This window comes from Catenulispora sp. EB89 (genome assembly GCF_041261445.1).
Lineage (GTDB): Bacteria > Actinomycetota > Actinomycetes > Streptomycetales > Catenulisporaceae > Catenulispora.
This window is the reverse complement of sequence record NZ_JBGCCU010000048.1, coordinates 18,061-39,450: the sequence shown is the minus strand read 5'-3', so window position 1 is coordinate 39,450 and position 21,390 is coordinate 18,061. Positions and strand designations below refer to the sequence as shown.

Genomic DNA, 21,390 nt, shown 5'->3' with positions numbered 1-21,390 from the left:
TCGGCCGGGTCCTTGCGACCGGCGAGGCCTACGCCAGACCCGAACACCACAAGAAGGGCACCAAACCCCGCCGAAAAGGTTAAACGACAAGCTTAACGGCGTTGTCGACTCGATCAGTTCGTGCTGTCGAGCTGCCGCTCGACGCCCAGGCCGCGGTACAGCCGTCGCAGAATCTCTGCAGCCACGGTGGGCGCGGCGGCCAGCTGACCACGGCTGACGGTGGTCGTGGCCTGGTAGACCTCGTCGTCGAACGCGGCGGGCGCCGCCGCCGGGAACCGTCCCCGCTGGTCCCCTGCGACGTGGTCCTTCAGCTGGTCAACGCGCACGCCGATCATCCAGGTGCCGACGTAGCCAACGTCCTGGGACAGCACCGCCACCAGGTGCAGCATGTCGATGACCCGCAGGCGGATCAGCTCCTGGTACAGCACCCGTCCGTTGCCGGGAGGAAAGCCCGGCGCGCCGGTGCTCTGGGCCAGCTGCATCAGCCCGGACAGCCCGTTGTCCAGGCTGCCGGCGCTCAACTCGATCATGCGGATCGCGCCATCGTCGTCGACGCCGACCATGTGGTCGATGCCTTCCCGGGGCTGGCCGTTCCATGAGGTGAGCCACATCCCGCCAGTCTTGGCCGAGCGGCGGCAGTTCGTCGTGTTCTGGTAGATCACGGTGTAGTCGACGCCGGCCGGGATGTGTCCGGCGGCGTGGACGGTCGCGGCGACTTCGCGGCACCGCTGGGCCAGATCGATGCCGGCCTGGTTGTCTTTGGCGTAGCGGGCGAACATGTCCGGCCACCCGCGGGTGGAGATCGCGGTGAAGTAGAGGTGGGCGGTGCCGCGTGCGAGCTCGGCGATGGGGTCGCATTTCACGGTGGTCTGCAGCGCGGCCACGATGCGCTCGGTGCTCCGGCCGCGGGCGACCATCAGCCGTTCCACCTCATCGTCGGACAGCCGGATGTTGCCGGTGTCCGAGCGGCCCCAGTACACCCCGTCGACACGGTGCGGGGCGACCGGGGATTCGAGGACCTCAATGATCAGGAACCCGTAGCCGAGGTTGGCGGGGTCCTCGGCTTCGGTGATCTCCACGTACACCGGGGGGTCGATCAGGTCGCGGGCCAGAGCGTCGATAGCCTCACGCATGCCGGGGTACAGCGTGGCGGGATACGGGGTGAACGTCTTGGCCTTCTTGTGCTCCTCGACCCCCACCACCAGGAAACCCCCGGAGACCGCCATCGCGGCCATGTCGGTGGCGAGGTCCCGGTGCTTCTTGGCTCGCAGCTGCGCCTTTGCCTGCGCGTCGGTCGGCCAGGTGCTCGGGTAGAACTCTCGCTTGAAGTCGATCCACGCTCTCTCCGTCGGGAGCAGGCCGTCGGCGACAGCGGCGGTAAGGGACGCGTGTTCGGTGGGCACGAGGCGCCGGGTGCTGGACATACCGACATGATCCTGCATGGCGCTGACACGGCGCGCGTGGTTCCCATCGTGGTGGCCGATCGGCCTATTCGCTCGTTCGGGATCACGGCCACTCCGCGGCCCGGTTGGGCTGAAGGGGCGTCGGACGCTGTACGGCCCCGTTCGCACTGTGGACGGCGGGCGGTCGTAGGCGCAGGTAAACCGAGGTTGGGCGTCGGCCCCGGGCCAACACAGATCCAACACAGGATGCTTGAAATTGTCGCCGTAACACAGCTACCGCACTGCTCAACACAACGGTGTGGCACGATCTGACACGGTGGCCGTCACGAGGGTGACGTCCTTCCAACGCAGCTCAGGGAAGGTATTAGGTGCTCAAATGCGGTTGACGTCGGCCTGCCAGGTCCACGCCGACCAGTACGAGCAGTACTGGACCGCCGTCACCACCCGCACCCGCGGCCTGATCGTGGACGACGCGACCGGCCGCGTGGCCGCCTGGTGCCTGCCGAAGTTCTTCAACCACGGCCAGCACGGCAAGTTCGACTACGCGCCGCCGCTGCCGGACGAGCCGTTCGAGGTCTACGACAAGGTCGACGGCTCCCTGGGCATCGTGTTCCACCACGACGGCGTCTGGCACGCGGCGTCGAAGGGCTCGTTCGTCTCCGACCAGGCCGCCTGGGCCCAGCGCCACCTGGCCAAGAAGGACACCTCGGCGCTGGACCCGTCGGTGACCTACCTCGCGGAGATCGTCTACCCCGAGAACCGCATCGTCGTGAACTACGGCGACCGCCGCGACCTGGTGCTGCTGGCCGCGTTCCGGGCCGACGGCAGCGAGCTGCCGCTGCGCGAGGCCGCCCCGGCCTGGGACGGCATCGGCTCCGTGGTCCGTACCTACGACTGGTCCGACACCTTCGGCGTGCTGGCGGCGTTCGCGGAGAAGAACCAGCACCTCGACGGCGTCGGCGCCACCGGCACCGACGCCGAGGGCTGGGTCATCCGCTTCGCCTCTGGAGTTCGTACCAAGACGAAGCTCACCGGCTACGTCTCTCTGCACTACCGGCTGACCAGCGTCGGGCCGCGGCACCTGTGGCGCGCGCTGGCCGTCGAGCTGTACCCGGAGGCCACCGACGTGCAGATCGCGCAGGCCGTCGGGGTGCAGACCAACGAGGTCGTCGGGATGCGGCGGGTCCCCGGCGGGCCGCTGGCGCCGCTGCTGGAGGGCGTGCCGGACGAGTACGACGCGTGGGTGCGCGGCGTCTGTGACGAGCTGAAGGCGCGCGCCGCCGAGCTCACCGCGACGATCGAGGACGCGCACCGCTCGCTGGCGCACCTGGCCGGGGACCGGGGCGCGTACGCGCGGGCCGCGAAGGAGTTCGACGGGTTCGTGCGTGCCGGGATGTTCCTGCTGGTGGACGGTCGGCCAATCGCGATGCACGTGTGGCGTGCGGTGAAGCCGGAGGCGACCGATGCGTTCCGGGACGACGACGAGGGCTGACGAGGGCTGACGGGGCCTGACGGGCTCAACCAGGGCTGGCGGCGGCTGCCGCCAGCCCTGCGCAATGACCGAAGCGCAATGACCGAAGCGCAATGACCGAAGCGCAATGACCGAAGCGCAATGACCGAAGCGCAATGACCGAACCGCGATGACTGAAGCGCAACGACCGAAGCGATGAATGAGGGCTGATGGACGACGACTACTTCGACGACGCGCTCCCGGACGCCGGCCCGGACCCGGTGCCCACCGGCCCCGGCGTGCCGGCCGCCAAGCCGGTGGTGCACATCATGCGCGGGCTCCCGGCCTCCGGGAAGTCGACGCTGGCCCGGCAGATGATGGCCGGGTCGCAGGGCCGGATGCGCCGCGTCAGTTTGGACGAGCTGCGCCGGATGATGGACGACAACGACGGCTCCAAGCGGCTGGGCCGTCGGCACGAGGAGACCGTGCTGGCGGTGCAGGACGCCGTGGTGCTGGCCGCGGTCGAGGGCGGGTTCGACGTCGTGGTCGACAACACGCACCTGGTCTCGCGGATCCCGAAGCGGCTGAAGAGCCTGCTCGGCGGCCGGGCGGTGTTCGAGGTGCACGACCTGACCGACGTGGACGTCGAGGAGTGCGTCCGGCGCGACGCGCAGCGTCCGAACCCGGTGGGGGAGGAGCACATCCGGGCCATGGCGCTGCGGCTGGCCTCCACGAAGTCCTCGGGCTGGAAGCTGACGGCGGAGGACCTGAACGCCGTCGTGCCGGTGCGGACGTACGTCGCGGACCCGGCGCTGCCGGCGGCGGTGCTGTGCGACATCGACGGCACCCTGGCTGACAACACGAACCGCGGGCCCTACGACTGGGCGAAGGTGGAGAGCGACGAGCTGATCGTCGCGACCGCTGACGCGCTGGTGGCGTTCGCCGAGCGCGGGGACCGCATCGTCCTGATGTCGGGGCGCGGCGACGACGTGCGCGAGGGCACGGAGCGCTGGCTCGCGGCGCACGGAGTGAAGTACGACGAGCTGTGGATGCGCAAGGCCGGCGACACGCGCGCGGACGACATCGTGAAGAGCGAGCTGTTCGACGCGCACGTGCGGGACCGGTTCGCGGTTCGGGTGGTGCTCGACGACCGCTCGCGGGTGGTGGCGCTGTGGCGGCGGATGGGGTTGACGTGCTGGCAGGTGAACTACGGGGACTTCTGAGAAGCGGAGGCTGCCGAAGCCGGTGAGTTCCTCGCCGCTGGACGCCGTCCGCGAGTCGTTCGAAACCGTCGCGGCCGACTACGCGCAGCTGGTCAAGCCGATGTTCGAGGCGGCCTCGGCGGACCGCGTTGTGCTGGCCGCCTTCGCCGGCCGGCTCCGGGACCACGGCCTCGGACCGGTTGCCGACCTGGGCTGCGGGCCCGGGCACGTGACGGCCTTCCTGGCCGAGCGCGGCGTCGAGGCGTTCGGGGTGGACCTGTCGCCGCGGATGATCGCGCTCGCCGGAGCCGCTTATCCCGGGCTGCGGTTCGACGTCGGCTCGATGACGGAGTTGGAACTTGCCGACGCCTCTCTCGGCGGGGTGCTGACGTGGTACTCCACGCATCTGCTGCCGCCGGAGTCGGTTGCGGCGGCGTTCCGGGAGATCGCCCGGACGCTGGTGCCCGGCGGGCGGCTGCTGTGGGGCTCCTACGTCGGGGTCGACGACCGGGTGCGGCCCGAGCAGGCGTACGGGCACCCGGTGACGTACGAGTTGTTCATGCTCTCGATCGAGCGGTTGGTGGGGCTGATCGAGGCCGCGGGCCTGGTCGTCGCCGATCGACAGCTCACGCGGATCCCGGGCAAGGAGCGCTGGCACGCGCGGGTCTGGGCGTCGAAGCCGCCGCGCTGGACAGCCCCGACGGATGTCGGAGTCGATCGCTAGCGTCTGATCCATGGGAATCCGGTGCGACTACTTCGCCGCCGCCTACGACGCCACGGCCGCCGCGGCGCTCGACGTCGTCGGCGGGCCCGGGGGTCGGCTGTCCGAGCACGGGTTCCACGTCGTGTCGACCACGGACTTCAACCCCTTCGCCGACGTCGCGACGGTCGAGGTGACGCTGACCGGGGAGATCTGGGAGGACGTCTGGGACCGCAGGCCCCGGCCGGTCGCAATGCGCGACGAGGGCGAGCGCCTGGTGGTGCCGATCGCGGAGGCGGCGTGCGAGGCGCTGGTCGCGGCCACCGGGCCGGCGCTCAAGGCGGCCGCGGTCGCGCTGGCGCGGAGCGTGGCGCTGCCGGGGCGGGCGCTCGCCGACACCGGGCCGATCGTCAGCCTGCTGACCGAGCTCAGGGCGCTGGCGCGGGGCGCGAGCGAGCGTGGCGAGCGGGTGTATTGCTGGCTTTGCGTGTGAACGCGGGCGAAACTCATTGCACGAGCGGTTCGCACCCTGTCACTGTGACCGTTTATGAGCTCATCGCCGTCGAAACCGTCTGACCTGGTGACCGCCGGGGACGTCGTCCTCATGCAGGGGTTGGCGCAGCGCCTGGTCGCGATCCGGCCCGATCTGGTCAACCCCGGCGCGTCGTACGGCGGGCTGGCCTGGATCTGGGGCAAGGGGCATGGCTCAGCCGGGAACAGCTGGCGTCGCGCGCTGTGGTTCGCCGAGACGCCGTCCGGCAAGGAGCTCGTCGCGTGGGTGTGGGCCGCGCTGCCGCGGTGGGTGCGCAGCAGCGACGGGTCGGTGCGCAAGGTCGAGGACGCCTCGGTCACCTTCCAGGTGCACCCCGACCACGCCGAGCTGGTCGACAAGGTCATCGGCTGGTTCGCGGACGTCGCGCCGGACGTCGATCGGCGGGTGGTCATGACGGACACTGACAAGGACATGGTGGCGCGGTGGGCGGAGTTCGGTTACCGGCCTGATTCCGCCGCCGCCGGGGAGTGGACGCGGCTGAACGAGCGCGGGCTGGGCGAGCGGGACTCGGGCGAGCGGGACTTGGGTGAGCGGCGCTTGGATGACTTGGCGAAACCCATCCTGCCGGAGGGGTATCGGTTCCGGACGGCCGCCGAGGTCCCGGCCGCGGCGGTGGCGCGGGCGCACCTGGACGCGTGGCATCCGTCCACGTACTCGGTCGAGGCGTATCAGGGGGTGCGGACGGCGGCCGGGTACCGGGAGGACCTGCACTTCCTGGTCGAGGCGCCGGACGGGACGATGGCGGCCTCGACGATCGTGTGGCTCGACGAGGCCAACCGGACTGCCGAGTTCGAGCCGGTGGGGACGCATCCGCGCTTCCGCCGGCGCGGGCTGGGGCGGGCGCTGTTGCTGCATGGGATGGGGGCTGCGCGGGATGCCGGGGCGGGGCAGATGACGGTCGCCTGCCTTGGGGCGCCGGGGAACGCCGCGCTGCGGTTGTACGAGGGGCTCGGGTTTCGGGCGATCAGTCGGGATACGGCGCTGGTCAGGCGGATGGCGGGCTGATCAGTCGGCGGTGGTGTGTGCTGGAGCGGCCGGCTGGCGCCGAAGCGATGGGTCCGGCCGCAGAGCTCACTGCTCAGTGCTCACTCTCAGTGCGTCAGTCGGAAGTGATGATCGTCGCCACCCCCGCGTTCCCCAGCACCTCCCGGGCCGGGAGCGCCACGCTCTCCGCCGCCGTCAGACCGCTCGCGGCAGAGTGCGCGTCGGCGATCCGTAGCCCGACGCCGTACCCGGCGAAGTCCGGCAGCCCGGCGGTCGGCAGTCCCATGCGCCGTGCGGTGGCGTCACCGAGGACGTAGCCCGGGAGGTTCTGCATGCCGGTGGTGTCGATCGCGGCCGTGATCGTGGCGTAGGCGTGCTCCAGCTGTTCGCCGTCCAGGGCGCCGGCCCACGGCCCCATGGCGTCCTCGCCGGCCAGCTCGCGAACGAACGCCTCGGCCAGCCCTTCGGCCACGATCTGTTCGCCGAGCGTCACCGTCATCGGATTCCACACCACGTTCGCGTAGCGCACGTTGTGGTGCAGCTCGTGCACGGCGGCGAAGCCGATGTTGCGCAGCGCCGCGTCGGTCGGCCACATCGTCAGCATGATCGAGCCCGGGATGCCGCCGAAGCCGAAGTAGCCCGCGCTGCGCTGGATCAGGTGGTCGTCGTCGGGGTTGCCGAGCAGTAGGACCACGTGGACTGTCTCGGCGTGCTTGACACCGGGGACCGCCGCGTCCAGGTGCTCCCAGGCTTTCTGGAGCCAGTCCCGCACGTGGGACCAGACGTCGGCGTCCTGCATGGTTCGGATCGCCGGGAGGTAGCGCGCGTCGTCGCGGTCGACTCGGAAGCCGCTGCCCATGTTCTGGTGCTGCTGGACGACGTCTGCGCCGCCCATCAGGCCGAGCATGGTCTGCAAGGGTGCGTACATCTCCCGTAGTAGCTCCGGACGTTCCTCCAGCGGACGGCGCAGCAGGTCGGCGGTGGCGGACGCGGTGTCGTGGACAACAATCTTCATGGCGAGCGACGCTAAATCCTGCCGCTACGTCAAGGTCAAGTACGAGTACGAGTACGGCTACAAGTACGAGCACGAGCACGAGCACGAGTACGAGTACGCCTACAAGTACGCCTACAAGTACGCCTACAAGTACGCCTACAAGTACGAGCACGGGTAGGAGCACGAGCACGGTTGCAAGTGCGAGCACGGGTCCGAGCACGAGTACGCCTACAAGTACGAGTACCGGTACGAGCACGGGTACAAGTACGAGCACGGGTACGAGCACGGCCCGGCCGGTCCCGGCGGCACCAGCGGCACCGGGTCCGGCCCGAGCGACCGGCGATCAAAGACCGGCGCCGGCTCAGCAGAAGTGGCCCGAGTCGACCCCTTCGTCGAGCCGCTCCCAGGTGTTCGGGCCGATGATGCCGTCGGGGTTGGTGGCGCCCATGCAGTGGATCTGGAAGTTCTTGACCGCGGCCTCGGTGTTCCGGCCGAAGTCGCCGTCGATGAGGACGCCGTTGTACGGGCCGCTGCCGTAGTCGGTGGAGTGGCCGAACGCGTACGCGACGTCGATCTCACACTGGGCCTGCTCCACCGCCACGCCCTGGCTGCCGACGTACAGCTGCGGCTGGGCGTTGGTGTAGCCGCAGATGTTCGAGGTCGCGGCCTGCGCCGGCGCGGTGGCCGCCAGCGTGCCGCCGCCGATGGCGAGAACGCCGACGGCGACCGCGACGAAGCGGCGCCGCATCGGCAGAGCGAGCGAGAGGTTCGCCATGGTTCTGTTCCCTTCGGAAGGACGTTGTCTGCGACGACCGCGGTCAGGTGCCGACGTCGTCACGAAGACCATGGCGAAGGGGTGTGGCATTTCCGTGCGAATGGTGTGGCAGCCGCGTGGCAACCGGGAACCGAGCTCACGCCAGCAGTGCGCGCACCTCAGCGGCGACCTGCGCCACGTCCACGCGCGTCGAGGTGTCGACCGTCAGGAGCGTGCCGATCCCGATCGGCCCGTGGAAGTCGGCCTCCCAGCGCTCGGAGGTCAGCTCCTGGTCGGGATGCACCGCGTGCCGCGCTCCGATGGCGGCACGCTCGCGGAAGCGCTGCATGACCACTTCCTTCGGTGCCGTGCAGTGCACCTCGACCAGCTTCCCGCCCTCGCTCAGCGCGCGCAGTGCGGCGTTCTGCCGCTCGTGTCCGGTCCAGAAGTTGGCCTCCAGCACGCACTCCGGCGCGTCGGCCGCCAGCACCCACAGCAACTCCATCGCCGCCGCCCCGAGCCGCCGCGACCACCCGGCCTCGACCGGCTGGGTCCCGACCTGCGCGGCCTTGACCGGCCCGGCTCCGACCGGCGCGGCTCCGACCGGCCCGGCTCCGATCGGTCCGGTTCCGACCTGCGCCGCTTTGATCGGCCCGGCCACGACCTGCCCGGCTCCGATCGGCCCGGCCTCGACCTGCCCGGTCCCGACCTGCGCGGCCTTGACCTGCGCGGCCACGACCTGCCCGGCTCCGATCGGCCCGGCCTCGACCTGCCCGGCTCCGATCGGCCCGGTCCCGACCCCCGCGATCCCGGCCGGCTCCGTCGCCGCCAGCACGTCGTGGATCCGCTCCTTGATGCTGTCCTTCGCGAACAGCGGCATCCCCAGAGCCCGGGCCAGCGGCCGGGCGATGGTCGTCTTCCCGACGCCGGGAGCCCCCGAGATCATCACGATCGTGCGATGAAAGGGCTCTGAGTCGCTCGCCGTCGCAGAGTCGTTCACAGTCACAGGAACGTTTTACCCTCGCCCCGATACGTCGGCACCGACCGGACCACCTCATCGCCCGAGATCAGGTGCAGCGTGTCGAACCGTTCGCACAGCTCGCCGGCCTTGGTGTGCCGGAACCACACCCGGTCGCCGACGCGCAGGCTCGCGGCGACCTTGCCCAGCAGCGGCGTCTGTACCTCGCCGGCGGCCTCGTTCGGGTCGTAGGACAGTCCCGGCGGGAGGTACGGCTGCGGCAGCCGGTCCTTGCCTGCTACGCCGGAGGCCGGGTAGCCGCCGCCGAGGGCGGTCGCGGTCTCCGGTCCCGGGCGGCGCACCACCGGCAGGGCAAACAGCGCTGCGGGCCGGCCGCGGAAAGCGCGGTAGGAGTCGAACAGCCATGGCTGGTACAGGCCGGAGCCGGCGGCGATCTCGGTGACGGCGTCCTCGGCGGTGGTGCGCTCGATGCTGCCGGTGCCGCCGCCGTTGACGAACTCCAGCGGCGCCAGCTCCCGCACCGCCTCCACGATCGCGCCGCGGCGCGCTGCCAGCTCCCGGGCTGAGCGGCTCTGCATGGCGCGGATCGCGGCGCCGCGCAGCGGGCGTCCGGGCGGGGCGTCGCCGACGCCGGCGATCTGCGATTCGTAGGCCATCAGGCCGACCAGCGTGAATCCGTCGCGCCGCAGTACCTCCCGGGCCATTGCCGCGACCTGTGCCGGGGTGTGCAGCGGGGAGCGGCGCGCGCCGATGCGGATGCGGCCGCCGGCGGCGACGAAGGCGGCGTCGATGTCGATGCAGACCCGGATCGGGGCGGCCTGGCCGCCGGGCGTGCCGGCCACCGACTTCTCGATCAGGTCCAGGTGGTCGGTGCTGTCGACCATGACCGTGACGGCGGCCAGCGCGGTGGCGTCGGCGGCCAGCTCGGCGTAGGCGACGCGGTCCGCGGAGGGGTAGGCGACCACGATGTCGTCGAAGCCTTCGGCGGCCAGCCACAGCGCCTCGGGCAGCGTGAAGCCCAGGATGCCCTGGTAGCCGGGCCGGCTCAGTACTTCCTCCAGCAGTGCCCGGCAGCGCACCGACTTGCTGGCCACGCGGATCGCCTTGCCCGCGGCGCGGCGGGTCAGGTCCGCGGCGTTGGCGTGGAACGCGTCCAGGTCGACGGCGGCGAACGGCGGCTCCAGGGCTGCGGTCGCGGTGTCGAGGCGGCGGCGGTCCGCTTCGGGGCCGGGCGGAGTGGGGGGCATGAGCATCAGCCTCGCACAGGCGAGCGGCGAAGCGGTAGGCGCAAGACCCGGGTTCGGGTTACGCCGGTGGTGGCCAGGCGGCTAGTGTTCTGGGGTTCGAACGTGGATAGGGGTGTTGAGGTGCACGCGGAGCGGAATGCCTGAGCGCTGGTGGGCGGGCGCGGCGGCGAGTGTCGTGGCCGGGGCCGCCGTCGCGGTCGGCGTGGTGCTGGCCACGTCCGGGTCCGCGCGGGCGGTCCAGCCGGCGGTGGTGCCGCCCTCGCAGGCGGCCGACGAGTCGGTGCGGGCGTTGTGGCGGACGAAGCCGGTGGAGCAGGTGTTCCCCGTGAGCCTGACGCTGGGCGGCCAGTATGTGCGCCTGGGCGTCGGCGGCACGGCCGGGTGCGACGTGCTGCCGAAGGGCTTCGTGTCGGAGCTGGCCGCGGACGCCCCCGGCACCTCGTGTGTCAGGGTGCTGCGTGCCACCTACACCGACGCCACGCAGACCGTCTTCGCGACCGTCGGGGTGGTCGTCGTCGGAGGCGACCCGGTCGCCCGCGACAAGGTGTGGCGGCAGTGGTCGCCGGACGCGGACTCCAAGCGGCCGGAGCTGATGCCCGACGTGCTTCCCGTTCCCGGAACGGTGGCCGCGCACTTCGCCGACAACCAGCGCGTGGTCTGGAACTCCCAGGCCTCCAACGACGGCTCGTACCTCGTGTACGCGGTGTCGGGATTCGCCGACGGCCGAGCCGGTTCCACCGACGCCCAGCTGCGCGCCGGATCTGGCAAGGCCCTGGTCGCCGACTCCCCGCCGGTCCAGGCCGCCTCCGGGCTGTCCGACCTGTTCGCCACCGAGTTCGCCAACCCGGAGAAGGGCCAGTGACGATGCTGCGCCGAGCCTCGGCCCTGGCCGTCGCCGCGATGCTGCCGGTGCTGATCGCGGCGCCCGCCGCCCGAGCAGACCAGGTGCGGTCGGCGCAGTGGCCGATCGGCTTCCTGAACCTGCCGCAGGCGTGGAAGACCACGAAGGGCGCGGGGATCACCGTCGCGGTGCTCGACACCGGCGTCGTCGGCACCCGCGCGGACCTGACCGGCCAGGTGACCACCGGACCGGACCTGGTTGGCGGCAGCGAGAAGCCGGGCGACCCGGACTGGGGCGTGCACGGCACCGGGATGGCGTCGGTGATCGCCGGGCACGGCCACGGCCCCGGCGGCAGCCAGGGCGTCATGGGCGTCGCACCGGCCGCCAAGATCCTTTCGGTGCGGGTGATCCGGGACGACGAGAGCCCGGACCGCGGCCTGCTCCAGGCCTCGCACACGCCGATCTCCGAGGGCATCAAGTACGCCGTCGACCACGGCGCGCAGGTCATCAGCATGTCGCTCGGCGGCACCGTGCCCGGCGCGGACAGCGACAGCACCAACGAGGCCGGCGCGGTGCGCTACGCGATCGCGCACGGGGTGTCGGTGGTGGTGTCGGCGGGGAACTCCGGCGACAAGCCGGACAAGGACGTGACCGAGTACCCGGCCGGCGAGCGCGGGGTGATCGGGGTGGCGGCGGTGGACGAGAACGGCCGGCGCGCGTTCTTCTCCTCGACCGGCTGGGACGTGGCGGTCGCCGCGCCCGGCGTCGACATCCCGATGGCGCTGCCGGTCGACGACACCGCCGGGAACACCTACGCCGACTTCGGGCCGGAGATCGGCGGCGACATCCTGGTCGGCGCCGGGACCAGCCCGGCGTGCGCATACGTCGCCGGGGTCGTGGCGCTGATCCGTTCGGCGAACCCGGCGCTGAGCCCGGAGCAGGTGGCACAGATCGTGAAGGACACCGCCTCGCACCGGCCGGCCGGCGGCCGCGACGACCAGCTCGGGAACGGGATCGTGGATCCGGTGGCGGCGTTGAGGGCGGCCGCCGGGCTGGCCGCGCAGCCGGCGACACCGAAGGCTCCGGCCTACCAGGGCTCGAAGTACTTCGGGTTCGGCCCGGAGGTGGTCGCCGACCAGACCATCGGCGGGCTGAGCACCCGGCAGCGCGGGATGGCCGACGCCGCGGTCGCGTTCAGCGGCTCGCTCGTGCTCGGCGGCTGGCTGGCGGTGCGCGGGCGGCGGCGGGCCCGGGCCGCGCAGCTCGCGGGCCTCGGAGGCTTCGGTGGCGTAGGTGGCGTAGGTGGCATCGGTGGCCTCGCGGGAACGGCAGGCGCCCCCGGCGTGCCGGTGACTGCCTGGGCCGCCACTAAAGTCGAGCCCATGACCGACTTCGCTGGCCGCACGCTGGCCCCCTCCGCCTTCCCGACCGACGACGGCGCCGCGGACCCGGCGCTGCTGGCCGTCCTGGAGGCGCACGGCCGGGGCGAGGCGGCCGTCGAGCACGCCTACGGCTACCTGCTCAACGCGCGGGTGCTGGCGCCGATCGTGGCGGTGCTCGGCGAGGCCGAGGAGGTGCCGGACGAGCAGGGCCGGAACCTGCGCCGCGACAAGAACAGCGACATGGCGCTGGTGACGCTGGTCGCCCCGGACGGGACGCGGGCGCTGCCGGTGTTCACCTCGGTGGAGGCGCTGGCGACCTGGAACCCGGAGGCCCGGCCGATGCCGGTGGCGTTCCCGCGGGCTTGTGCCGCGGCGAAGGCCGAGGGCGCGGAGGTCGTGCTCGTCGACCTCGCGCGGCCGTCGTTCCTGGAGGTCGAGCCGGCGGCGGTGCGGGCGTTCGCGGCGGTGCTGGAGAAGCAGGCCGGCGAGGCCGGCGACACCGGCAGCAGTGCTGAGACCACTGAGACCAGCGAGACCAGTGAGACCAGTGCGGCCGGTGGCACCGTGGAAAATGCTGAGACCGCTGGCGCTACAGAAACCGCTGAAGAAGCCAGCTGAGAGCAGCTTCTGAGAAGCAGCCTCTAAGAACGCGCGTAGACAGCCCCGGTGAACTTCTCGCCGGGCCCCTGCCCCGGCTCGTCCGGGTACGGCGAAGCCTCCCGGAACGCCAGCTGCAGCGTCCGCAGCCCGTCGCGCAGCGGCGCCGCGTGCTGCGACCCGATCTCCGGCGCGGCCGCGGTGATCAGCCCGGCCAGCGCGGTGATCAGCTTGCGGGCCTCGTCCAGGTCCAGATCGTCCTCGCCGCCCTCGGCCAGGCCCAGCTTCACCGCCGCCGCGCTCATCAGGTGGACCGTCACCGTGCCGATGACCTCGACCGCGGGGACGTCCGCCAGGTCGCGCTGCTCGCTCGGGGCGTCGGCGCCGGCGGCGGGAATGCCCTGGGCTTCGGGGGTGTTGTCGGTCACTGCGGCTCCTCGCGGCGGATGTCTTCCGTGTGCGGATCAAGCTTCCCACGCCGTCGGCGGTGACCTCGCGGTCACGACCACCGGCCGGAAGCTGCTAGTATCGGTTCCACGACCGATCGGGCACGCTCGCGCGTGCCTCGATCCGCAAGCGGAGATTCCATCTCCCACCTGGTTCGCCCTCGGGCGGACGGGTCCGGTCACACAGCCTCACGCCTCAAGGGTGTGCGGGCGGCGTTCGCGCTCGTCCGAACAACCCCGCGGCGTCGGTCAGTCCGGTGGTGGAGCCTCGCATGCGTGTCGTGCGGGGCTTTCGTGTTTTTCGCGGGGGCCGCGCACCGAAGAAGACCCCGGGCATCGAGCCCAAAACGTAGGAGGCCCCATCAGCACTGAGCCCCGTATCAACGACCGGATCCGCGTTCCCGAAGTGCGGCTGGTCGGCCCCAACGGTGAGCAGGTCGGCATCGTGTCGATCCAGGACGCGCTCCGGCTGGCTCAGGAGCAGGACCTCGACCTGGTCGAGGTCGCGGCGACCGCGCGCCCGCCGGTCGTCAAGGTCATGGACTACGGCAAGTACAAGTACGAGTCCGCCCTGAAGGCCCGTGAGGCGCGCAAGAACCAGGCGCACACGGTCATCAAGGAGATGAAGCTCCGCCCGAAGATCGACCCGCACGACTACGAGACCAAGAAGGGTCACGTGGTGCGGTTCCTGAAGGCCGGGGACAAGGTCAAGATCACCATCATGTTCCGCGGCCGCGAGCAGTCCCGGCCCGAACTCGGCCGGCGGCTGCTGAGCAAGCTCGCCGAGGACGTGGCCGAGCTCGGCTTCGTGGAGTTCGCGCCGAAGCAGGACGGCCGCAACATGATCATGGTCCTCGGCCCGCACAAGAAGAAGACCGAGGCCATGGCCGAGGCGCGTGCGGCCAAGGAGCAGCGCAAGGCCGACGCCTCCGGCGCGTCCGGCGAGGTCGAGCACGCCGAGCACATCGAGCCCGGCGAGCTGACCGAGTCGGCCGAGCCGGTCGAGTCGGTGGAGTCGATCGAGGCGGTGGAACCGGCCGAGCAGGCCGAGGCCGTCGTCGGCGCCTCCGCCCAGGCCACCGAAGAGCAGTCCTGACCCCGGTCAGGCCGGACCGGCCCCGAGAGTTCGGCCCCCCGCACTAGCTGCGGGGCGGCAGCCCCGGGGCGAGAGCGAGAGCGGATCCGTGTGGGTAAGCACCCCGCGGATCCGCCCCATGTGAAGGAGAAACGGCGCCATGCCGAAGCAGAAGACCCACAGCGGTTCCAAGAAGCGTTTCAAGGTGACCGGCTCGGGCAAGATCATGCGCGGCCAGGCCGGCATGCGCCACAACTTCGAGCGCAAGTCCTCGGAGTACACCCGCGCCCACACCGGCGAGGTCGAGGTGGCCAAGTCCGACGTCAAGCGCATCAAGCGGCTGCTGGGCCGCTGAGGCATCCCGCGGCGCATCGCCCCCCGACCTAGTTACTGAGCAGGAGATAGAACAATGGCACGCGTCAAGCGGGCAGTGAACGCCCAGAAGAAGCGCCGGGTCGTCCTGGAACAGGCCAGCGGCTACCGCGGTCAGCGCTCGCGCCTGTACCGCAAGGCGAAGGAGCAGGTCACCCACTCCCTCGTCTACGCCTACCGGGACCGCAAGGACCGCAAGGGCGACTTCCGCCGGCTGTGGATCCAGCGCATCAACGCCGCGGTCCGCGCCGAGGGCATGACCTACAACCGGTTCATCCAGGGCCTGCACCTGGCGAACGTCGAGGTCGACCGCAAGATGCTGGCCGAGCTGGCCGTCAACGACCTCGATGCGTTCCGCGCCCTGGTCGACGTCGCGAAGAAGGCGCTGCCCTCCGACGTCAACGCGCCGAAGACCGCCGCGTAAGTCTTGGCGATCCAGCCCCACTTCGCCAGTTAGGCACGGTGAGCGATGAGCGAGGCGAGTCCTGAGCTGTCCAACCCGCGCGCACCCCGCGCGGTGGCGGCCCGGCGGCTCGCCTCGCGGTCGTTCCGGGCCAGGCAGGAGCTCTTCCTGGCCGAGGGGCCGCAGGCGGTGCGCGAGGCCGCCGAGCTCGACGGGGTGCTGGTCGAGCTGTTCACCACCGGCGAGGCCGCGGACCGGTACGGCGAGATCGTCGCCGCCGCCCGCAAGCAGGGCTCGAAGATCACCGTCGCGACCCCGGATCTGGTGGAGTCGCTGAGCGAGACCGTCACGCCGCAGGGCCTGATCGGCGTGTGCCGGTTCCTGGACGTCCCGCTCGAATCCTTCCTCGCCGCGCGCGCCCCGAAGCTGGTCGCGCTGCTGACGCATGTCCGCGACCCTGGGAACGCCGGGACCGTGATCCGCTGCGCCGACGCCGCCGGAGCGGACCTGGTGGTCGTCACCTCGGAGTCCGTCGACGTCTACAACCCCAAGGCCGTGCGCGCCTCGGCCGGCAGCCTGTTCCACGTGCCGGTCTCCGTCGGGGTCACCGCCGAGCAGGCCGTCAGCGCTCTGCGCGCCGCCGGTCTGCGGATCCTGGCCGCCGACGGCACGGGCGCCGCCGACCTCGACGACGAGCTCGACGCCGGCCGGCTGGCCCAGCCCACATGCTGGATGTTCGGCAACGAGGCCTGGGGACTGCCCGAAGCGCTGCTGGGACTGGCCGACGAGGCGGTCCGGGTGCCGATCCACGGCCGGGCCGAGAGCCTCAACCTGGCGACGGCGGCAGCAGTGTGCTTATATTCCTCTGCCCGGGCGCAACGCTAGGCGCGTCCGCCGCGAGTCCGCTCCGAGTCCCCAGGCGGTCAGGGTGGCGAATGGTTCGCCACCGTGGTCGATGATCCGTCGGAGCGGAACGATAGTCTGGCGGATCTACGGAAGGTGACGCACAAGGCGCGCAGCGCGACGACAGCGAGGGCAGGCAGGAGGACCGTCAGGTGACCGTTTCGGTCGGTGCACGCGGGGCGCGATCCGGCATGCAGCTTTTCGCCGGCGCCCTGGACGGCCTGCTGGTGCCCGACGACCTGCCGGACGGGTTCGTCGCCGCCGACACCGACGGCCTGGTGCGGGTCTTCAACCGCGCCGCGGTGACGCTCACCGGGATCCGCGCCGACGACGCCCTGGGCCGTCCGTTCGACGAGGTGTTACCGCTGCGCACGGTCGACGGCCGCGACTGGTGGCGGCTCACCGATCCCTATGGGGGCCTGGGCATAAGGACCGGCCATCGCGAGGCGCAGTTGTTCCTGCCGGACGACCCGGAGCAGGACGACCCCGAGGCCGGCACCGAACTGCTCGTCACCGCGCGCTACCAGCGCCGCGACGGCCGCTCGACGCCGGTCACCGGCCTGGTCGTGGCGCTGCGCGGAACCCAGGCCCGGCGGCGCCGGGAGCGCCGGCAGTCGGACCTGATCGCGACCGTCGCGCACGAGCTGCGCTCGCCGCTGACCAGCGTCAAGGGCTTCACCGCGACCCTGCTGGCGCGCTGGGACCGGTTCACCGACGACCAGAAGCGGATGATGCTGCAGACCGTCGACGCCGACGCCGACCGCGTGGTGCGGCTGATCGCGGAGCTGCTGGACGTCGCGCGCCTGGACTCCGGCCGGATGGAGCTGCACCGGGTGCCGGTGGACCTGCGCGAGCTGATCACCGATCAGGTGCGGGCCTGTGTGGCGCAGGGGGTGCCGGAGGAGACGTTCCGGACCCGGATCCCGCGCGGGCTGCCGCTGGTGGCCGCCGACCCGGACAAACTACGTCAAGTCCTGGCTAATCTTTTGGAAAACGCCGTGCGGCACGGCGGGGGGACTGTCACTATTGAAGTGCGGGCCGAGGACGACCGGCCCCACCCTCAAGGTCTCCATACTGAAGGTGTGTCGAGCGTGGCGGTTGCGGTGAGCGACGAAGGTCCCGGGATCCCCGAGGACCAGCTCAACCGCGTCTTCACCCGCTTCTGGCGGGGTGGTCGCCGGGGTGGGACCGGCCTTGGCCTGTCCATCGTGAAGGGTCTGGTGGAAGCGCACGGCGGATTGGTGTCCGTCGGCAACAGCCCCGAGGGTGGCGCGCGCTTCCGATTTACGCTGCCCGTCGCGTAGTTCTTCCCAGCGGAGACCACGCGCGGGCTTTCTCGCGTCCCCGCATGGGTTTCCCGTGTGCTCGGTGCTGTGTCACAGCCCGGGCGGAATCCGTGTTCGTCCGGTGACCCCTCTAGACTCGGCTCTGAACCCCGCCGACCTCGCGGGGCCATAAATCCATGGAGACAACAACAACATGTCGGCACCGAACAAGTCGTACGACCCGGTGGAAGTCGAGGCGGTGAAGCCCGACGAGGTCGCCCGCCACCGGGCCGACGCGCTGGCCGCGATCGCCGCCGCGACCTCGTTGGACGAACTGCACCAGGTGAAGATCGCCGTGACCGGCGACCGCGCCCCGCTGGCGCTGGCCAACCGGGAGATCGGCGCGCTGCCGCCGGCCGCCCGCGCCGAGGCCGGCAAGCGCATCGGCGAGGCCCGGGGCGCGGTGAAGACCGCGCTGGCCGAGCGGCAGGAGGCCCTGGAGGCCGAGCGCGACGCGCGGGTCCTGGTCGAGGAGGCCGTGGACGTCACGCTGCCCTGGGACCGCGCCCCGCGCGGCGCCCGGCACCCGCTGACCACGATCCAGGAGCGGATCGCGGACATCTTCGTGGCCATGGGCTACCAGGTGGTGGACGGTCCCGAGGTCGAGGCCGAGTGGTACAACTTCGACGCGCTGAACTTCCCGCCGGACCATCCGGTGCGCGATCTTCAGGACACCTTCTTCGTGGCCGGTAAGAACGAGGGGGAGGGGAGCGGCATGGTGCTGCGCACCCACACCTCCCCGGTGCAGGCCCGTACCCTGCTGGCGCAGGGCGCCCCGGTGTACGCCGTCTCGCCGGGCCGCACGTACCGCACCGACGAGCTCGACGCCACGCACACCCCGGTGTTCAGCCAGATCGAGGGTCTGGCCGTCGACGAGGGTCTGACGATGGGCGACCTGAAGGGCACCCTGGACCACTGGGCCAACGCCATGTTCGGCGACGGCGTGGTGACCCGGCTGCGTCCGCACTTCTTCCCGTTCACCGAGCCCTCGGCCGAGGTCGACCTGCAGTGCTTCGTCTGCAAGGGCGCCTCGGTCGGCGACCCGGACAACCCCTGCCGGACCTGCGGCTCGGAGGGCTGGATCGAGTGGGGCGGCTGCGGCATGGTCAACCCGCGCGTGCTGGTCGCGTGCGGCGTGGACCCCGAGCGCTACAGCGGGTTCGCCTTCGGGATGGGTCTTGAGCGGAGCCTGATGTTCCTGAGCAACGTGCAGGACATGCGGGACATGATCGAGGGAGACGTGCGCTTCACGCTCCCGTTCGGGATGGAGATCTGATGCACGTCCCCTACTCCTGGCTGCAGGATTACGTCGCGCTGCCGGACGGGACCACCGCTTTCGCGGTCGCGGACAAGCTGACCCAGACCGGCGGCGGCAAGCTGGAGACCATCGAGCGCGTCGGCGAGGGCCTGACCGGGCCGCTGGTCGTGGGCAAGGTGGCGGCGATCGAGGAGCTGACCGGGTTCAAGAAGCCGATCCGGCACTGCCAGGTCGTCGTCACGGCGGCCGCCGAGGGCCCGGGCTCGGCCGCCGACCCGCAGCTGATCGTCTGCGGCGCCCGCAACTTCGCGGTCGGCGACCATGTGGTCGTGGCGCTGCCCGGCGCGGTGCTGCCCGGCGACTTCCACATCGCCGCGCGCAAGACCTACAGCCGCGACTCCAACGGCATGATCTGCTCCGCGCGTGAGCTCGGCATGGGCGATGACCACGACGGCATCATCGTGCTGTCCCCGGAGTCCCCGGTCGGCGCGGACGCGATCGCCTACCTGGGCCTGGACGACGAGGTCATCGAGTTCGAAGTCACCCCGGACCGCGGCTACACGCTGTCCCTGCGCGGCCTCGCGCGGGAGGCGGCCACCGGGTTCGACGTGGCGTTCAAGGACCCGGCGGCGCTGGCCGTCCCGGCCGGCGACGACGGCGGGTACCCGGTCGTGGTCCAGGACCCGGCCGGCTGCGACCTGTTCGTGGCGCGGACCGTGACCGGCATCGACCCGAAGGCGCCCTCGCCGCTGTGGATGCAGCGCCGGCTCCAGATGTCGGGGATGCGGCCGATCTCGCTGATCGTCGACATCACCAACTACGTGATGCTGGAGCTGGGCCAGCCGATCCACGCCTACGACCGGGCCCGGCTGTCCGGGCCGATCACGGTGCGCCGGGCGGCCGCCGGCGAGGTGCTGGAGACGCTGGACGGCGCCAAGCGGCAGCTGGACCCGGGCGACCTGCTGATCACCGACGAGTCCGGGCCGATCGGCCTGGCCGGGGTGATGGGCGGGGCGTCCACCGAGATCCACGACGGGTCGACCGAGGTCGTGGTCGAGGCCGCGCACTTCGAGGCGACCTCGATCGCGCGGACCGTGCGCCGGCACAAGCTGCACTCCGAGGCCTCCAAGCGCTTCGAGCGCGGCGCGGACCCGGCCGCCGCGGCCGCCGCCGCGCAGCGCGTGGTGGACCTGCTGGTCGAGCTGGCCGGCGGCACCGCCGAGGCGGGCGTGACGGTGGTCGGCGAGGTCACCCGGCCGGCGGCGATCACGATCCCGTGGACGCACCCGGGCCGGGTGGCAGGGGTCGACTACACCCGCGAGGAGACCGAGCGCCGACTGGTACAGGTCGGCTGCGACCTGGCGCCCGCCGGGGACGAGGACGTGGTCGTCACCCCGCCGAGCTGGCGCCCGGACCTGCGCGACCCGAACGACCTGGCCGAGGAGGTGATCCGGCTGGAGGGCTTCGACCGGCTGCCCTCCACGCTGCCCAAGGTCGCCGCGGGCACCGGCTACACGCACGTGCAGCGGATCCGCCGCCGGGTCGGCATCGCGCTGGCCTCGGCCGGCTACACCGAGGTCATCGCCTACCCGTTCCTGGGCCAGGCCGACCTGGACGCGCTCGGGCTGCCGGAGGGCGACCCGCGCCGCAACACGGTGCTGCTGGCGAACCCGATCTCCGAGGAGCAGCCGTCGATGCGCACGACGCTGCTGCCCGGGCTGCTGGCGGCGCTGCGCCGCAACGTCGGCCGCGGCACGGCGGATCTGGCGCTGTTCGAGCAGGGCCTGGTGTTCCGGCCCCGCAAGGACGCAACGCCGGTGGCCCCGCGCCTGACCGTCGAGCGCCGTCCGACCGACGAGGAGCTGGCGTCCCTGGACGCCGCGCTGCCGCTGCAGCCCCGCCGCGTCGCGGTGGTGCTGTCCGGCCTGCGCGAGCCCGCCGGCTGGTGGGGCCCGGGCCGTCCGGCCGGCTGGCAGGACGCGATCGAGGCCGCGCGCGTCATCGCCGACGCCTGCCGGGTCGAGCTGGAGATCACCCAGGACCAGCACGAGCCCTGGCACCCGGGCCGCTGCGCCCGCCTGGCGGTGAACGGCCGCCTGGTCGGCCACGCCGGCGAGCTGCACCCGCGGGTCGTGGCCGAGCTGGGCCTGCCGCCCCGCACCGCCGCGATGGAGCTGGAACTGGACCGGATGATCCCGGCCGAGGAGGTGCTGACGCAGGCCCCGAGCATCTCCTCGATGCCGGTCGCCACCCAGGATGTCGCGCTGGTCGTGGACGCCGCGGTCCCCGAGCACGACGTCGAGGCGGCGCTGCGCGAGGGCGCGGGGGAGCTGCTGGAGTCGGTGCGGTTGTTCGACGTGTACACCGGGGAGCGGATCGGCGAGGGGCGCAAGTCGCTGGCTTTCGCGCTGCGGTTCCGGGCTCCGGACCGGACGCTGACGGCTGAGGAGGCGAGCCAGGCTCGGGACAGCGCGGTGGCGTTGGCCGGTGCGCGGACCGGGGCGGTGCTGCGGTCTTAGGGG

21 protein-coding genes are annotated in these 21,390 nt (G+C 71.7%); 15 read left to right on the top strand and 6 right to left on the bottom strand.

Annotation, left to right across the window (positions count from 1 at the left end; translation table 11 throughout):
• Positions 1 to 113 precede the first annotated feature (113 nt).
• Entirely contained in the window at positions 114 to 1,424 is a 1,311-nt protein-coding gene (locus ABH920_RS49005) for a helix-turn-helix domain-containing protein (protein ID WP_370356584.1), read from the bottom strand.
• A 355-nt stretch (positions 1,425 to 1,779) separates the two neighbouring features.
• Between ABH920_RS49005 and ABH920_RS49000 the strand changes: the two genes are divergently transcribed.
• The 5 genes from ABH920_RS49000 (at position 1,780) to ABH920_RS48980 (ending at position 6,313) form a co-directional block, all read left to right on the top strand.
• Positions 1,780 to 2,895 carry a T4 RnlA family RNA ligase gene (locus tag ABH920_RS49000; protein WP_370356582.1) on the top strand — a complete coding sequence of 372 codons (1,116 nt, stop codon included), beginning with the start codon at positions 1,780 to 1,782 and terminating at the stop codon, positions 2,893 to 2,895.
• Between the two features lie 188 nt (positions 2,896 to 3,083).
• Complete coding sequence (locus ABH920_RS48995) at positions 3,084 to 4,076, top strand: AAA family ATPase (protein WP_370356580.1); 993 nt, start codon at positions 3,084 to 3,086, stop codon at positions 4,074 to 4,076.
• A 22-nt stretch (positions 4,077 to 4,098) separates the two neighbouring features.
• Complete coding sequence (locus ABH920_RS48990) at positions 4,099 to 4,779, top strand: class I SAM-dependent methyltransferase (protein WP_370356578.1); 681 nt, start codon at positions 4,099 to 4,101, stop codon at positions 4,777 to 4,779.
• Positions 4,780 to 4,789: 10 nt separating this feature from the next.
• Positions 4,790 to 5,248: a hypothetical protein gene (locus ABH920_RS48985; RefSeq protein WP_370356576.1), complete on the top strand. Its 459-nt coding sequence runs from the start codon at positions 4,790 to 4,792 to the stop codon at positions 5,246 to 5,248.
• A 54-nt stretch (positions 5,249 to 5,302) separates the two neighbouring features.
• Positions 5,303 to 6,313 (top strand): GNAT family N-acetyltransferase, encoded by a 1,011-nt coding sequence (locus ABH920_RS48980; RefSeq protein WP_370356574.1) that lies wholly within the window; start codon positions 5,303 to 5,305, stop codon positions 6,311 to 6,313.
• A 94-nt stretch (positions 6,314 to 6,407) separates the two neighbouring features.
• On the opposite strand, the gene ABH920_RS48975 is transcribed toward ABH920_RS48980, so the two are convergent.
• The gene (locus tag ABH920_RS48975; protein WP_370356572.1) at positions 6,408 to 7,307 is read right to left on the bottom strand and encodes a DUF2268 domain-containing protein; all 900 of its coding nucleotides are present in this window, start codon (positions 7,305 to 7,307) and stop codon (positions 6,408 to 6,410) included.
• On the opposite strand from ABH920_RS48975, the gene ABH920_RS48970 reads away from it, so the two are divergent.
• Positions 7,306 to 7,464: a hypothetical protein gene (locus ABH920_RS48970; RefSeq protein WP_370356570.1), complete on the top strand. Its 159-nt coding sequence runs from the start codon at positions 7,306 to 7,308 to the stop codon at positions 7,462 to 7,464. The two genes, ABH920_RS48975 and ABH920_RS48970, sit on opposite strands and share 2 nt — an antisense overlap.
• 183 nt (positions 7,465 to 7,647) lie before the next feature.
• Here ABH920_RS48970 and ABH920_RS48965 read toward each other — a convergent pair whose 3' ends face one another.
• The 3 genes from ABH920_RS48965 to ABH920_RS48955 all read right to left on the bottom strand — a co-directional run bounded on the left by ABH920_RS48965 (position 7,648) and on the right by ABH920_RS48955 (position 10,266).
• Complete coding sequence (locus tag ABH920_RS48965; protein WP_370356568.1) at positions 7,648 to 8,061, bottom strand: peptidoglycan-binding protein; 414 nt, start codon at positions 8,059 to 8,061, stop codon at positions 7,648 to 7,650.
• Positions 8,062 to 8,197: 136 nt separating this feature from the next.
• The gene (locus tag ABH920_RS48960) at positions 8,198 to 8,986 is read right to left on the bottom strand and encodes a hypothetical protein (protein ID WP_370356566.1); all 789 of its coding nucleotides are present in this window, start codon (positions 8,984 to 8,986) and stop codon (positions 8,198 to 8,200) included.
• 56 nt (positions 8,987 to 9,042) lie between these two features.
• Positions 9,043 to 10,266: an amino acid deaminase/aldolase gene (locus ABH920_RS48955; protein ID WP_370356564.1), complete on the bottom strand. Its 1,224-nt coding sequence runs from the start codon at positions 10,264 to 10,266 to the stop codon at positions 9,043 to 9,045.
• A 136-nt stretch (positions 10,267 to 10,402) separates the two neighbouring features.
• Between ABH920_RS48955 and ABH920_RS48950 the strand changes: the two genes are divergently transcribed.
• The gene (locus ABH920_RS48950; protein ID WP_370356562.1) at positions 10,403 to 11,128 is read left to right on the top strand and encodes a hypothetical protein; all 726 of its coding nucleotides are present in this window, start codon (positions 10,403 to 10,405) and stop codon (positions 11,126 to 11,128) included.
• Between the two features lie 2 nt (positions 11,129 to 11,130).
• Positions 11,131 to 13,107, top strand: a complete 1,977-nt coding sequence (locus ABH920_RS48945) for a S8 family serine peptidase (RefSeq protein ID WP_370356590.1) — start codon at positions 11,131 to 11,133, stop codon at positions 13,105 to 13,107.
• Between the two features lie 23 nt (positions 13,108 to 13,130).
• Here ABH920_RS48945 and ABH920_RS48940 read toward each other — a convergent pair whose 3' ends face one another.
• Positions 13,131 to 13,514, bottom strand: a complete 384-nt coding sequence (locus ABH920_RS48940; protein ID WP_370356560.1) for a DUF1844 domain-containing protein — start codon at positions 13,512 to 13,514, stop codon at positions 13,131 to 13,133.
• 379 nt (positions 13,515 to 13,893) lie between these two features.
• Between ABH920_RS48940 and infC the strand changes: the two genes are divergently transcribed.
• The 7 genes from infC to pheT all read left to right on the top strand — a co-directional run bounded on the left by infC (position 13,894) and on the right by pheT (position 21,387).
• The gene (gene infC / locus ABH920_RS48935; protein WP_370356588.1) at positions 13,894 to 14,628 is read left to right on the top strand and encodes a translation initiation factor IF-3; all 735 of its coding nucleotides are present in this window, start codon (positions 13,894 to 13,896) and stop codon (positions 14,626 to 14,628) included.
• Between the two features lie 139 nt (positions 14,629 to 14,767).
• On the top strand, positions 14,768 to 14,962 hold the full coding sequence (rpmI, locus tag ABH920_RS48930) for a 50S ribosomal protein L35 (RefSeq protein WP_370356558.1): 195 nt from the start codon (positions 14,768 to 14,770) through the stop codon (positions 14,960 to 14,962).
• A gap of 54 nt (positions 14,963 to 15,016) precedes the next feature.
• A complete protein-coding gene (gene rplT, locus ABH920_RS48925) occupies positions 15,017 to 15,403 on the top strand; it encodes a 50S ribosomal protein L20 (protein ID WP_370356556.1) in 387 nt (128 codons plus the stop codon).
• A gap of 45 nt (positions 15,404 to 15,448) precedes the next feature.
• Positions 15,449 to 16,267 carry a TrmH family RNA methyltransferase gene (locus tag ABH920_RS48920; protein WP_370356554.1) on the top strand — a complete coding sequence of 273 codons (819 nt, stop codon included), beginning with the start codon at positions 15,449 to 15,451 and terminating at the stop codon, positions 16,265 to 16,267.
• Between the two features lie 209 nt (positions 16,268 to 16,476).
• Entirely contained in the window at positions 16,477 to 17,589 is a 1,113-nt protein-coding gene (locus ABH920_RS48915) for an ATP-binding protein (protein WP_370356552.1), read from the top strand.
• 175 nt (positions 17,590 to 17,764) lie between these two features.
• The gene (gene pheS / locus ABH920_RS48910; protein WP_370356550.1) at positions 17,765 to 18,886 is read left to right on the top strand and encodes a phenylalanine--tRNA ligase subunit alpha; all 1,122 of its coding nucleotides are present in this window, start codon (positions 17,765 to 17,767) and stop codon (positions 18,884 to 18,886) included.
• On the top strand, positions 18,886 to 21,387 hold the full coding sequence (gene pheT, locus ABH920_RS48905) for a phenylalanine--tRNA ligase subunit beta (protein WP_370356548.1): 2,502 nt from the start codon (positions 18,886 to 18,888) through the stop codon (positions 21,385 to 21,387). The genes pheS and pheT overlap by 1 nt, the downstream gene beginning before the upstream one ends.
• Positions 21,388 to 21,390 lie beyond the last annotated feature (3 nt).